At 72.2% G+C, this 12,662-nt stretch carries 12 protein-coding genes; 4 read left to right on the plus strand and 8 right to left on the minus strand.

What is annotated here, in order from left to right; genetic code table 11:
* Positions 1 to 60: 60 nt before the first annotated feature.
* Together ABD784_RS07080 and ABD784_RS07085 are read right to left on the minus strand one after the other, a co-directional pair.
* A complete protein-coding gene (locus tag ABD784_RS07080) occupies positions 61 to 1,407 on the minus strand; it encodes a PhoH family protein (RefSeq protein WP_344883451.1) in 1,347 nt (448 codons plus the stop codon).
* Between the two features lie 359 nt (positions 1,408 to 1,766).
* On the minus strand, positions 1,767 to 2,540 hold the full coding sequence (locus ABD784_RS07085; RefSeq protein WP_344882057.1) for an isoprenyl transferase: 774 nt from the start codon (positions 2,538 to 2,540) through the stop codon (positions 1,767 to 1,769).
* A gap of 148 nt (positions 2,541 to 2,688) precedes the next feature.
* Here ABD784_RS07085 and trhA point away from each other — a divergent pair, with 148 nt between their 5' ends.
* Complete coding sequence (trhA, locus tag ABD784_RS07090; protein ID WP_344882060.1) at positions 2,689 to 3,396, plus strand: PAQR family membrane homeostasis protein TrhA; 708 nt, start codon at positions 2,689 to 2,691, stop codon at positions 3,394 to 3,396.
* Positions 3,397 to 3,504: 108 nt separating this feature from the next.
* Here trhA and ABD784_RS07095 read toward each other — a convergent pair whose 3' ends face one another.
* Together ABD784_RS07095 and ABD784_RS07100 are read right to left on the minus strand one after the other, a co-directional pair.
* Positions 3,505 to 5,766, minus strand: a complete 2,262-nt coding sequence (locus ABD784_RS07095; protein ID WP_344882064.1) for a thioredoxin domain-containing protein — start codon at positions 5,764 to 5,766, stop codon at positions 3,505 to 3,507.
* Between the two features lie 89 nt (positions 5,767 to 5,855).
* On the minus strand, positions 5,856 to 6,200 hold the full coding sequence (locus ABD784_RS07100; protein WP_425582939.1) for a hypothetical protein: 345 nt from the start codon (positions 6,198 to 6,200) through the stop codon (positions 5,856 to 5,858).
* A gap of 167 nt (positions 6,201 to 6,367) precedes the next feature.
* Here ABD784_RS07100 and ABD784_RS07105 point away from each other — a divergent pair, with 167 nt between their 5' ends.
* Complete coding sequence (locus ABD784_RS07105) at positions 6,368 to 6,739, plus strand: iron chaperone (RefSeq protein WP_344882067.1); 372 nt, start codon at positions 6,368 to 6,370, stop codon at positions 6,737 to 6,739.
* A gap of 30 nt (positions 6,740 to 6,769) precedes the next feature.
* On the opposite strand, the gene mca is transcribed toward ABD784_RS07105, so the two are convergent.
* Entirely contained in the window at positions 6,770 to 7,690 is a 921-nt protein-coding gene (gene mca, locus ABD784_RS07110) for a mycothiol conjugate amidase Mca (RefSeq protein WP_344883457.1), read from the minus strand.
* Positions 7,691 to 7,833: 143 nt separating this feature from the next.
* On the opposite strand from mca, the gene ABD784_RS07115 reads away from it, so the two are divergent.
* Together ABD784_RS07115 and greA are read left to right on the plus strand one after the other, a co-directional pair.
* Positions 7,834 to 8,301, plus strand: coding sequence for a DUF4307 domain-containing protein (locus ABD784_RS07115; RefSeq protein WP_344882070.1), 468 nt, complete (start codon positions 7,834 to 7,836; stop codon positions 8,299 to 8,301).
* A 232-nt stretch (positions 8,302 to 8,533) separates the two neighbouring features.
* Complete coding sequence (gene greA / locus ABD784_RS07120; protein WP_344882073.1) at positions 8,534 to 9,025, plus strand: transcription elongation factor GreA; 492 nt, start codon at positions 8,534 to 8,536, stop codon at positions 9,023 to 9,025.
* A gap of 86 nt (positions 9,026 to 9,111) precedes the next feature.
* Here the strand turns inward: greA and ilvA are convergent, their stop codons facing one another.
* Genes ilvA through ABD784_RS07135 form a run of 3 tightly spaced genes read right to left on the minus strand, consistent with a single transcriptional unit; the run spans position 9,112 to position 12,541 of the window.
* Positions 9,112 to 10,362 carry a threonine ammonia-lyase gene (gene ilvA / locus ABD784_RS07125; protein ID WP_344882076.1) on the minus strand — a complete coding sequence of 417 codons (1,251 nt, stop codon included), beginning with the start codon at positions 10,360 to 10,362 and terminating at the stop codon, positions 9,112 to 9,114.
* Between the two features lie 8 nt (positions 10,363 to 10,370).
* On the minus strand, positions 10,371 to 11,603 hold the full coding sequence (locus tag ABD784_RS07130; protein ID WP_344882079.1) for an AI-2E family transporter: 1,233 nt from the start codon (positions 11,601 to 11,603) through the stop codon (positions 10,371 to 10,373).
* Positions 11,594 to 12,541, minus strand: coding sequence for an aldose 1-epimerase family protein (locus ABD784_RS07135; RefSeq protein WP_344882082.1), 948 nt, complete (start codon positions 12,539 to 12,541; stop codon positions 11,594 to 11,596). The genes ABD784_RS07130 and ABD784_RS07135 overlap by 10 nt, the downstream gene beginning before the upstream one ends.
* Between the last annotated feature and the right edge of the window lie 121 nt (positions 12,542 to 12,662).

Genomic DNA, 12,662 nt, shown 5'->3' on the forward strand with positions numbered 1-12,662 from the left:
GCGGCCGTCCCAGGCGGCGAAGCCGGTCGGACCCGGCCCCGCCGCCGAGCGATCTGTCCCCTAGGAGACTTGTCCCTCGAGCAGCTCGGTGACGAGGGCCGCGATCGGCGACCGCTCGGAGCGGGTCAGCGTGACGTGGCCGAAGAGCGGGTGCCCCTTGAGCGTCTCCACCACCGCGGCGACTCCGTCGTGTCGGCCGACGCGCAGGTTGTCGCGCTGGGCGACGTCGTGCGTGAGGACGATCTTCGAGTTCTGCCCGATGCGGCTCATGACCGTGAGCAGGACGTTCTTCTCGAGGGACTGCGCCTCGTCCACGATCACGAACGCGTCGTGCAGGGAGCGCCCGCGGATGTGGGTCAGGGGCAGGACCTCCAGCAGGCCGCGGGACATGACCTCGTCCATGACGTTCTCGCTGACGAGCGCGCCGAGCGTGTCGAACACGGCCTGGGCCCAGGGGTTCATCTTCTCCCCCTCGGAGCCGGGCAGGTAGCCCAGCTCCTGGCCGCCCACCGCGTAGAGCGGACGGAACACCATGATCTTCCGGTGCTCCCGGCGCTCGAGGACCGCTTCGAGTCCGGCGCAGAGAGCGAGGGCCGACTTGCCGGTTCCGGCGCGGCCGCCGAGCGAGACGATGCCGACCGCGGGGTCCATGAGGAGCTCGAGGGCGAGCCGCTGCTCCGCCGAGCGCCCGTGGAGCCCGAACACGTCCCGGTCGCCGCGGACGAGGCGGGTCAGGCCGTCCTCGCCAACCCGGCCGAGCGCCGAGCCGCGGTTGGAGTGGAGCACGAGCCCGGTGTTGGTCGGCAGCCCGGCCGCCTCGGCCACGTGGGTCGCCTCGCCGTTGTAGAGCGCCACGATGTCCTCGTCTGCGACGTCGACGTCCGCGGTGCCGGTCCAGCCGGAGTCCGCGACGAACTCGTTGCGGTACTCGTCCGCCTGCAGCCCCATGGCGGAGGCCTTCACGCGCAGCGGGAGGTCCTTCGACACGACCGTGACGTCGCGCCCCTCGTCGGCGAAGTTCTTGGCGACCGCCAGGATGCGCGAGTCGTTGTCGGTGCCGCGGAATCCGATCGGGAGGACCTCGGTGGAGACGTGGTTCAGCTCCACGCGCAGCGAGCCGCCGCCCTCGAGGGGCAGCGGCTTGTCCAGGCCTCCGTGCTGGATCCGCAGCTCGTCCAACAGGCGGAGGGCCTGACGCGCGAAGTACCCGATCTCGCCGTCGTGCCGCTTCTTCTCGAGCTCCGCGATCACGACGATCGGAACGATCACCTCGTGCTCGGCGAAGCGCAGCACCGCCCGCGGGTCGGAGATCAGGACGGAGGTGTCCAGGACGTAGGACCTCGTCCCGACGCTCTGGCGCTCCGCTGCCGAGACCGCCTCGGCGGCGGCCGCCAGCGGTCCGTCCATGGCCTGCTCCGGTGCGTCCGCCGTCGCCGGCGAGTTCGCGGTGGTGTTGTGCACGCTCTCTACCCCTGCGCCCATGATGACTCCCCATCGATCGCCCGCCCGGTCGTGGTGCCCGTGGCGGGCACCGGCCGAGCGGTGTGCTTCGGATGCTCCGGCACGGCCAGGAGGCCTGTGCCGGCCTCCCCGTGAGAAGTGAGCTGGATGCGGATGATCGTGCTCTCCAGGTGGCCGTCCGGTGGGCCGGCGGGTTCGCCAGCTTGTGACCAACCTAATCCCACTGATGTAGTTCGGCTAGGCCTGGGAGGTGGTCGGCAGGTGACGAGGTCGTTAACTCCCCGCCGGCGGGCCCACCGGCCGGGTCAGGAGCCGAAGCGCCGCTGCCGGCGGGCGTAGTCGCGCAGCGCGCGCAGGAAGTCGACCTTGCGGAAGTCCGGCCAGAGCGCCTCGCAGAAGTAGAACTCGCTGTAGGCGCTCTGCCAGGTCATGAAGCCGGAGAGCCGCTGCTCCCCCGAGGTGCGGATGACCAGATCGGGGTCCGGCTGGCCGCGCGTGTACAGGAAGCGCGAGATGTCGTCGATCTCCAGCTCGTCGGCGACCTCCTCGATCGATCGGCCGGCGGCGGCCTCCGTGCGCAGGTGCTCCCGGATCGCGTCGACGATCTCGCGGCGACCGCCGTAGCCGACCGCCATGTTCACCACCAGCCCGCCGCAGCCGCGTGTCCGCTCGGCCAGGCCGGTGAGCTTGGTCGAGAGGTACTCCGGCAGCAGCTCGAGGGCGCCGACCGGGTGGATGCGCCGCGTCGGGTTCTCCGCGAGCCGGTCCAGCAGGTTCGCGATGATGCCCATCAGCTGCGAGAGCTCCTCGGCGGAGCGGTTCATGTTGTCCGTGGAGAGCATGTAGAGCGTCACGGCACGGATGCCGAAGTCCTCGCACCAGTCCAGGAACTGCAGGATGTTGTCCGCCCCGGCCTGGTGGCCGTGGGACGTGGGCGCGCCGGCCAGTTTGGCCCAGCGCCGGTTCCCGTCCACCATCATGCCGATGTGCTGGGGCAGCTTGTCCGGCGGGAGCTCGTTGACCAGGAAGCGGCCCAGCCGACGCTCGTAGAAGCGGTAGACGACCCTGGGCAGCTTCACCTCGGTCTCCTTTCCCTGGGCGCAAGTCTCGTCTTACGCTACCGCTTGTTGGACGCCCCGGCGGGCGCGCCGCCGCCGGGTGCCACCGAGAGGCGCGGCACAGCCGCGACGGGGAGGCTGCGGCCCGCCGGTCCGTTAGGGTTGCCCCATGCACAACAGGACCGATGGCGCGGGCGCGCGTCCGCCCGGCTCCGTCCCGGACGCCGGGCTCCTCGACACCACCGAGTTCAAGCCCCGGCTGCGGGGCTGGATCCACGCCGCCATGGTGCCGCTGGTCCTGGCCGCGGGGATCGTGCTGATCGTCCTGGCGCCGGGCCAGGTCGGCAAGGCCACCACCGCCGTCTACGCACTCACGGGCGTGCTGCTGTTCACCGTGTCGGCCGTCTACCACCTCGGCCGTTGGTCGCCGCCGGTCCGGCGCGTGCTCAAGCGGCTGGACCACACCAACATCATGCTGGTCATCGCGGGCAGCTACACACCGTTGTCGGCGTTCCTGCTCCCGGAGCCCAAAGCCGCCCTGCTCCTCACGGGCGTCTGGGTCGGCGCCCTCCTGGGGGTGGCCTTCCGGGTCTTCTGGACGGATGCGCCGCGCTGGCTCTACGTGCCGGTCTACATCCTGCTGGGCCTCGCCGCGCTGATCTTCATCGGCGACTTCTTCGCGGCCAGTCCCGCGGCCGCCGTCCTGGTCTGCGTCGGCGGCGCGGCCTACATCGTCGGAGCCGTGTTCTACGCCCTCAAGCGCCCCAACCTGCACCCGGACTGGTTCGGCTTCCACGAGCTCTTCCACGCCTTCACGGTGGTCGGCTTCGCCTGTCACTACGTGGCGATCGCGATCGCCGTCCTCGGCTCCCGCTGACCGGCTGACCCGCGGTCCGGCGGTCCGGCGGTCCGGCGGTCCGGCGGTCCGGCGCCCCGACGACTCGGCGATCCAACGGTCCGGCGCATGTCCCGCCGGCGGCCCCGCCTAGGGCCCCGCAGGCGACTCCCGGTCCCACTGGTCCGCCGCGAGGGCCCGTTCGAGCTCGTCGACCGAGCCCGACGGGGCGTCGCACACCTGCCCCCGGCACAGGTACAGGCGCAGCTCCCCGCCGGTGCCGGCCGGCCGGTGCGCGGTCAGTCCCACGTCGTCGTTCGGTGTTTGCACGGCGAACGCCGTGATCCCGTGCACGACGGCGGCCCGCACCGCCGCGCGGCGCTCCTCCCCCGTGCCCCCGACGACGGCGAGCGTCCGGTCGCCGTCCAGCCGCACGGCGGCGGCGAGCGCCGTGGCGAACTGCGGCGGCGCCTTCGGTGCGATGCGCCGCACGTGCGCCGTGAGCGCCTCCGCCCGGCGGGCCCGGTCCGGATCGGCGTCGAGCCCGCTCTGGACCACCAGCGCCGTCGCGTGGAGGGCGAGCCCGCTCGGCGTCGCGTCGTCGAGCCCGGAGAGGCCGGGGCGTCCCCCGCGGGCGTGCGAGAGCGCGTCGTCGGCCGTGTCGGAGGCGTGCTCCGCGTCGTCCAGGCGGAGGCGGGCCCGGGCCGTGTCCACCAACTGGCGGGCGCGGTAGATCCACCGCTCGTCGCCCGTCGCGACCGCCACCGCCTGGAAGCCCAGGGCGACGCCGGCGTAGTCCTCCAGCAGGGCGCTGCCGGGCCGGTAGACGACCCGGCGGAGCGTCCGCTCCGCGGGGTCCCAGTGCTCGCCCCAGAGGTAGTCCGCCAGTCCCGCGGCGAGGTCCACCATGCCCGGGCGCTCGAGCAGCAGGCCGGCCTCGGCGAGGGCCCGGACGGCGAGCCCGTTCCACCCGGCGACCACCTTGTCGTCGCGGGCCGGCTGGGCGCGGTCCGCGCGGAGGCGCCGCAGCCGGGGCACGGCCCGATCCCAGGCGGCCCATTCCTCGCAGTCCAGGGGACGGTCGAAGGCGACGGTCCGCCGACCGTCCGGGTGCCCGGCCCGGGCCGTCGGCGCGAGTTCCTCGGGGTCGAGTCCGTCGAGCCGGTCCGCGAGGCGCTCCCAGTGGTCGCCGGCGGCCGCGCGCAGCTCCTCGGCGCTGAAGAGGTAGGTGCCGCCCTCCACGTGGCGTCCGTCCGGCTCGACCGTGTCGGCGTCGAGCGAGGAGGCCAGACCGGCCCGCCCCGGCAGGAGCAGCTCGGTGGCGAGCCACTCGAAGGCGCCCTCCGCGAGCCGGCGGCCGAAGCGCGACCGGCGCTGCCACACGTCCTCGTGGGCGGCGTCCGCAGAGGCAGTGTCCGGGTGGGCGGCACCGGGATGGACGGCACCGGGATGGGTGGGCCCGGCCCCGTGAGCGCTCCTGGCCCGCCCGAGGCGTTCCGCCTGCAGCCCGCAGAGCACCGACCAGCGGGCCGCATGCCGGAGCAGCTGCGCGTTGTCGTAGAGCATCTTCTCGAAGTGCGGGACGCGCCAGGCGTCGTCCACGCAGTAGCGGTGGAAGCCGCCGCCGACGTGGTCCACCAGCGCGCCGTGCCCCATCGCGTCGAGGGTGCGGCTGGCCAGTCCCAGCGCCAGCTCCCGCTGCTCCGCGTCGGCCTCGGAGCCTGCGAGCTCCAGGAGGTAGTCCAGCACGCTCGACGGCGGGAACTTCGGGGCCGGGGAGAACCCGCCCTCGGGGTGCTCGTCGGCGGCGAGCCGCTCGAGCACGGCGGCGTGCAGCCCGGCTGCGCCGTCGTACCCCGCCCGTCCAGGGCCGGCGTCGGCCGCCGAGAGCCCGAGGAGGTCCCGCTGGGCGTCGGCGAGCTCGCCGAGGTGCTCGGACAGGCGCGCGGCCTGCTCCTCGCAGAGGGGCCGGCGTTCGCGCCAGGCCTCGTTCACGCCCTCGAGGACCATCCGGAAGGAGGGCCGGCCCTGCACGGGCCGGGGCGGGAAGTAGGTCCCGGCGTGGAACGTCCGGCCGTCCGGGAGGGCGAAGACGCTCATCGGCCAGCCGCCCTGGCCGGACAGCGTCTGCGTGGCCGCCATATAGAGCTCGTCAACGTCCGGCTGCTCCTCGCGGTCCACCTTGATCGGCACGAAGTGCTCATTCAGGTACTCGGCGATGCCGGGGTCGTCGAAGCTCTCCCCCGCCATGACGTGGCACCAGTGGCAGGCGGCGTAGCCGATGGAGACGAACAGGGGCACGTCGCGGCGCTCGGCCTCGGCGAGGGCCTCCGGGCCGAACGGCCACCAGTCGACGTCCTGGTGCGCGTGCTGGCGGAGGTAGGCCGAGTGGGCGTCCTGCAACCGATTCATGCAAGGCATGCTCTCACGCGTGCGGCGTGGCGTCAGGGGGTCCGGCGGGATGCTCAGGATGCTCCCACGCCGGGCGGGTCAGGCGGCCGTCAGCGGCGGGAATCGTCCCCGCCGTCGCCCGGGCCGCCCGCGTCAGGGGCATCGCTGTCCGCGGCCTCCCTGCCGGCGGGGTCCGGCTCCGGGGCGTCGTCGTCGCCGGTCTCGTACTGCTTGCCCCGCTCGACGAGCTCGCGCTGGCGGTCCTCGGTCTCGGCGGTGTAGCGGACGCGCCGGATGCGGCGGACCATGTCCCGGATGAGGAAGATCGCGGCGATGACCATCAGGGCCGTGGCGACGAAGCCCGCGAATCCGGGGCCGACCTCGCGGGCGGCGTCCCCGGTCGGCGCGTCCATCAGGGACGGGTCCGCTGCGGCGAGGGCCATCATGAAGTTCACGGGTGCTCACACTTTCTCGGTATGTCGGTGCCCGTCCTGCGGACGCGCGGAACCACGGGCTGCGGAAGGGTTCCCGGATATTCTACCCGGGAATTTCTACCGGGCGTCGAACACGCGGGCTGTCCCGGTCCCCTCGACGTGCGGCGGATGCTGCGTGAGAATCGAGCATGGCGAAGATCCAGAGCGTGGACGAGTACCTCGCCGGGTTCGAGGGGGCGGCGGCCGAGCGGATGGCGGGGCTGCGGGCCCTGAGCCGGGCGACGGCTCCGGACGCCGCGGAGGAGATCCGCTGGAACCAGCCCGCGTACATCCACCCGAGCGGCACCATCCTCTTCACGTTCTCCGGCCACAGGGCCCACGCGAACATGGTGTTCACCCCGAGCACGCTCGAGGCTTTCCGGCCCGAGCTGACGGGCCGCAGGACCGGCAAGGGATCCGTCCAGCTCCCCTACGCGGAGCCCCTGCCGGCCGAGCTGCTCGAGCGCATGATCCGCCACCGCGTCGCGGAGCACGAGGACGACGGGGTCCTCTGGATGTAGCCGGCCCCTCTGGATGTAGCCGGCCGAGGCTCAGCGGAGCCCGGCGAAGAGGTCAGTCTCCGGCTGCTCCGGATCCAGCGTGTAGTCCTCCACCCGTGTCCGCGCCAGCGTGAAGTCCTCCCAGGGGTAGGCGCTGGTGGCCACCTCGCCGGGCACGGCGAAGAAGAAGCCCTCCGGGTCGATCTGGGTCCGGTGGGCGCGCAGGGCGTTGTCGCGCACCGCGAAGAAGTCCGAGCTGTAGATGCGCGTCGTCGTCGGATGGTTCTTCACCCAGGTGAACATCTGGTGGTCCGAGTTCTCCCGCAGGAACGCCACGCGCTCCGCGTACGGGGACTCGAGACCGGCGCTCTCCATCGCCTCGTGCAGGCCGATGAACTTCTCGGGCGAGAACCCGCGGTCGTAGTAGACCTTCGAGACCGTCCACGGCTCGCCCAGCTCCGGCCGGTACTCCGGGTCCGCTGCGGCGTCGAACGCGAACATGGAGACGCTGTGGGTGTGGATGTGGTCCGGGTGCGGGTATCCGCCGTTCTCGTCGTAGGTGGTCATCACCTGCGGCTTGAACTCGCGGATCACCTTGACCAGCGGCGCGGCGGCGCGCTCGACGGGCTGCAGCGCGAAGCACCCGGCCGGCAGCGGCGGCAGGGGGTCGCCCTCGGGCAGCCCGGAGTCGACGTAGCCGAGCCAGCGGTGCTCGATCCCGATCGCCGCGGCCGCCTCGGCCATCTCGATGCGGCGGACTCCGCCGAGATCGCGGTGGGCGTGGGCGAGCTCCCCGACGGCGGCGTTGAGGATGTCCCCGCGCTCGCCGCCGGTGCAGGTGGCCACCATGACACGGGCTCCCGCCGCCACGTAGGCGGCCATGGTCGCCGCGCCCTTGCTGGACTCGTCGTCCGGGTGGGCATGGACGGCGAGCAGGCGCAGGCCTTCAGAGCTGGGTACGGGGGTACGGATTGCTTCCACGCGTGTGCGTCTCCCTGTGAGGATCGTGTCGGGGCCCCGCGGTGCTCGGGGCCGGGTCGTTGCGGACCGTCGACGGGATCCTGCCACGATCCCGGCGGACGCGCCCGCACCAAGGACAACGTAAACTGGTGCCGATGACTTCCCAGCCCCAGCCGCCGTCGAATCCGGCCGTTCCGGCGACCGGTGCCGATGCGAGCGAGCCCGCACCCAGCCTAGCCAATCGCTACGGCGCCCCCAAGCGTCGACTGGCCCCGCGCACCAAGCGGTGGGGCCTCGTCGGGGCGCTGGCCGTCGCCGTCGGACTCGCCGGCTGGGTGGCCGTCGCGAACTCCGCGGACGTCACGTTCAAGGACCTCTCCTTCTCGATCGACTCGGCCACCAGCGCCACGGTGACCTTCGACGTCCAGAAGGATCCGGCCGACACGGCGCAGTGCGCCGTCCAGGTGATGGACGAGACGTACGCCGTCATCGGCTGGGAGACGGTCCGCATCGGCCCCGCCGAGGACGGCGTGCGCAGCACCCGGCACACCACGGAGGTCCGCACCGAGTACGAGGGCGTCTCCGCCAGCGTCAACGACTGCTGGATCGTCGCCGAGAGCTGAACCGCTCCGCCGGCGGCCGCGCCGGGGCGCGACACCGCCGGGCCCCGCGGGAGCCCGGCATCCCGTGCTGACGCCATTCCTGACGTACGGTATTCGTGTTCGGCGGAGCGCCGCGCCGGCCTGGGCCGTGACGCGGTGCTCCGCGTCACTTTGGTGTCCGGCCGTCGATGGCTAAGATACTTCGAATGACTCACGGTTATTCCCGTGACTCGATGACTTAAAGGAGAAGGACGTGTCTACGAACAACGAAGCCACCGTGTGGCTGACCAAAGAGGCGTTCGACCGCCTCACCGCCGAGCTCGAGCACCTGCAGGGCCCGGGCCGACAGGAGATCGTGGACCGCATCGAGCAGGCTCGTTCCGAGGGCGACCTCAAGGAGAACGGCGGCTACCACGCCGCCCGCGAAGAGCAGTCCAAGGCCGAGGGCCGGATCGCCTACCTGAAGGACCTGCTGCAGAAGGCGCACGTCGGCGAGGCCCCCGCCAACGACGGCATCGTCGAGCCGGGCATGCTGGTCGAGGCCGTCATCGCCGGGGACAAGACGACCTTCCTGTTCGGCAGCCGCGAGGTCGCCGGGGACTCCGGGCTCGAGGTCTACTCCGAGCGCTCCCCGATCGGCGCCGCCGTGCACGGCAAGAAGGTCGGCGACAAGCTCTCCTACACGGCCCCGAACGGCCGCGACATCACGGTGGAGATCGTCGCCGCGGAACCGTTCTCCGGCTAACACGGAGCACTTCCCAGCACGACGACGGCGGGGCGGCCACCTATCCAGGTGGCCGCCCCGCCGTCGTCTGTACCGCCCCGAGGACGCTAGAGCTTGACGATGACCGGCTGGAAGCCCTCCGCGCGCAGGTTGTTCAGGACCGTCTCCGAGTGGACGTGTCCCTTGGTCTCCATGTCGATGGTGATGGCGACGTCGCCCATGGACAGCGAGCCTCCGATGCGGGTGTGGTCCACGCGGGTGACGTTCGCGTCCGACTCGGCGATCACGCGCGAGATCGTGGCGAGCTCGCCGGCCCGGTCCTCGAGCATCATCCGCACCGTCAGGTACCGGCCTGCGACCGAGAGCCCGCGCTGGATGACCTTGAGCATGAGCAGCGGATCGATGTTCCCGCCGGAGAGGATCACGGCCGTCCGCTCCGACTGGATCCCCGCCTCGGCCAGCTTCCCCTCCAGCAGCGCCGCGACGCCGACGGCCCCGGCGGGCTCCACGACGAGCTTGGAGCGCTCCAGCAGGAAGACCAGCGCCTGGGCGAGCGAGTCCTCGGAGACCGTGACGACGTCGTCGACCAGCTCCTTGATGATCCGGAACGGGAGCTGGCCCGGCGTGCCCACGGCGATGCCGTCGGCGATGGTGGAGACCTTCTCGAGCGGCACCAGCGCGTCGGCGGCCAGCGACGGCGGGTAGGCGGCCGCGTTCTCGGCCTGGACGCCCACGATGCGGATCTCCCGGCCCAACTCCGCGGCCTTCGCCTTGATCGCCGTCGCGACCCCCGCCAGCAGGCCGCCGCCGCCGACCCCCATCACGACCGTGTCCACGTCCGGGAGCTGCTCGAGCAGCTCGAGGCCGATCGTGCCCTGCCCGGCGATGATGTCCGCGTTGTCGAAGGGATGCACGAACACCGCCCCCGTGCTGTCCGCGTACCGCTTCGCCTCGGCGAGGGCCTCGTCGACGTTGTGCCCGTGGAGCACGACCTCCGCCCCGTGGTCCTTGGTGGCGGTCAGCTTCGGGAGCGCGACGCCGAGTGGCATGTAGATTCTCGCCTTGATCCCGAGCGCCCGGGCCGCCTGGGCGACACCCTGGGCGTGGTTGCCGGCCGACGCGGCGACGACGCCGCGGGCCTTCTCTGCCTCGGAGAGCCGGGCCATCCGCACGTAGGCGCCGCGCACCTTGAAGGAGCCGGCCCGCTGGAGGTTCTCGCACTTGAGGAACACCTCGCCGCCGGTGAGCAGGCCGAGGGCCCGCGAGTGCTGGATGGGCGTCCGGTCCACCACGGCGTCGAGCAGTTCGGCCGCCGACTCGACGTCGGCGAGGGACACGGGAAGGGTTTTCGTGGTCATCGTGTCTTTCACTTGGTCTGGGGCCCGTGCGGGCCGGGGGCGAAGCCGTCCGGCTCCTCCCCGTCGGTGTCTGGTGGGGCCGGCGCGTCGGAGGTGTACGACGTCGTTGCCGCGGGCCGCGCTTGAGCGGCCACGAGCCCGGTGGGTGCGGGGGCGACGGTGGGGTCGGTCTCCCACGCCCGCTCCGCGAGGTACTTCACGACCGTGTTGGTGATGGCCAGCAGCGGCACGGCGAAGAGGGCGCCCGCGATCCCGGCCAGCATCGATCCGCCCGCCACGGCGAGGACGACGGCCAGCGGGTGCAGGCTCACGGCCTTGCCCATGACCAGCGGCTGGAGGATGTGGGATTCGGCCTGCTGGACGGCCAGCACCACGATCAGCATGATCAGCGCGTTGACCCACCCGTTGGCCACGAGGGCCAGGAGCACGGCAACCGTGCCCGTCACCAGGGCGCCAAGGACCGGGATGAACGAGCCGAGGAAGACGAGCACGCTCAGCGGCAGCGCCAACGGCACGCCGAGGATCACCGCGCCGAGGCCGATGCCGACGGCGTCGATGAAGGCGACGAAGAGCTGGACGCGGACGTAGTTCACGAGGCTGCGCCAGCCGCGCCGCCCCGCACCGTCGAGTGGGAGCCGCGCGGCGCGCGGCATCAGGCGGACGAGGAAGGCCCAGATCCCCCGGCCGTCGAGCAGGAAGAAGATCGCGGCGAAGAGGGTGAGCAGCATGCCGGCGAGGATGTGCCCCAGCGTGCTGCCCCAGGACACGGCCTCGGAGAGGATCTGGGAGCTGTTGTTCTGGAGCTGCTCGATCGCCTCGTTGGACAGTGAGGCGAGGTCCTCGTTGCTGATCGGCAGCGGCCCGCTGAAGATCCACCGCTCCACCTCGGCCAGACCGGCGACGGCCTGGGCCCAGAGCTGCTCGAACCCGTTGACGATCGTCTTGCCGACCAGCGAGATGACCGCCGAGAGGGCGGTGATGGAGCCGATCAGGACCAGCCCCACCGCCAGGCCGCGCGGCACGCGCCAGCGCTGCAGGACGGTGACGATCGGGCCGAGGAGGCCGGAGAGGAGCGCGGCGATCATCAGCGGGATGATCAGGAGGGAGACGTGGCCGAGCAGCCACACGAGCAGTCCCGCGGTGGCGACGATGATCGCGATGCGCCAGGCCCAGGCGGAGGCCACGCGCACGCCGTAGGGAACCGACTCGACGGCGTCGCGCGTGGGAGGCGCTAGAGCCACGAGGTGATGCCCCACTCGATCGAGAGCTCCTCGCCGGGGGCCAGCCAGAGCAGGCCCTCGCCGGTGTTGAAGGCGTCGGCCGGGGCCGTCATGGGCTCGATCGCCACCACGGCCTCCCGGTCCGGGAAGAGGTCCGTCACGAAGATATGCACGTACCGGCATGAATCGTCGGCCCACAGCTCCACGGCCCGGCCGTCCGGGGCGTCCAGGCGGTGGTGGTACCGACCGTCGTCCGCCGGCTCGAGGGCCGCGAACGCCGTGTCCGTGCGCAGCCCCGCGAGGCGGCGGCCGCGACGGAAGTCGAGCTCCTCGCCGACGGGCTCGATCCCCGTGGGGATCTTCCGGTCGTCGACGGGCAGGTACTGGCCCGCCGTGGTCGTCAGGGTCAGCTCGTCGGTGGGGACGTCGCCGACGCGGAGATAGGGGTGGGCCCCGAGGGCGACCGGCGCGGCACCGCCCGCCGCGGCGGCACCCGACGCGCCGTGGTGGACCAGCGTCTGGGCGACGCTCAGCTGACCGTCGTCGTCCAGGGCGTAGCGGACGCGGTGGGTCATCCGGTATCCGTAGCCGTGCTGCGGGTAGATCTCGGCGCTCAGGGTGACGGACGCGTCCGTCTGCTCCTGCGCCGTGTAGCCGGCGTTGCGCAGCAGCCCGTGGATGGAGTTGCCGGTGGCCGGCTCGGTGATGTCCAGCTGCTGCGTCCGGCCGTCGAGCTGCCACTGCGCCCCGGCGATGCGGTTGGGCCACGGGGCCAGCAGGATGCCGCAGCCCAGGGGCGGGACCGTGTCCGCCTCGAAGGTCTCGGTGAGCTGGACGCCGTCGCGCTCGTAGGAGCGCAGGGCCCCGGCGAGGGCGGCGATGGTGGCCTCGGCTCCCCCCGCCCGCAGGACGAACTGCTCGCCGCTGAGGCGGCCGGACGAGTATTCGCGGTCGTTCATGGCTCCACGTTAGCGTTCAACGGCGAGCCTGCGGAATACATGACACTCCCGGAATGCGTGGCGCACGAAACGGCGCCCCACCAGCGGTTTCGAAACCGCCGGCGGGGCGCCGTGGATGCTC

The sequence above is a fragment of the Zhihengliuella alba genome, assembly GCF_039538765.1.
Classification (GTDB): Bacteria; Actinomycetota; Actinomycetes; order Actinomycetales; family Micrococcaceae; genus Zhihengliuella; species Zhihengliuella alba.

Bases quoted from the DNA above. Each gene is read 5' to 3' on its own strand.
- ABD784_RS07080 (WP_344883451.1), bottom strand. From the start codon at position 1,407: ATGGACGGACCGCTGGCGGCCGCCGCCGAGGCGGTCTCGGCAGCGGAG.
- trhA (WP_344882060.1), top strand. From the start codon at position 2,689: ATGCACAACAGGACCGATGGCGCGGGCGCGCGTCCGCCCGGCTCCGTC.
- ABD784_RS07095 (WP_344882064.1), bottom strand. From the start codon at position 5,766: ATGAATCGGTTGCAGGACGCCCACTCGGCCTACCTCCGCCAGCACGCG.
- ABD784_RS07105 (WP_344882067.1), top strand. From the start codon at position 6,368: ATGGCGAAGATCCAGAGCGTGGACGAGTACCTCGCCGGGTTCGAGGGG.
- ABD784_RS07115 (WP_344882070.1), top strand. From the start codon at position 7,834: ATGACTTCCCAGCCCCAGCCGCCGTCGAATCCGGCCGTTCCGGCGACC.
- ilvA (WP_344882076.1), bottom strand. From the start codon at position 10,362: ATGACCACGAAAACCCTTCCCGTGTCCCTCGCCGACGTCGAGTCGGCG.
- ABD784_RS07135 (WP_344882082.1), bottom strand. From the start codon at position 12,541: ATGAACGACCGCGAATACTCGTCCGGCCGCCTCAGCGGCGAGCAGTTC.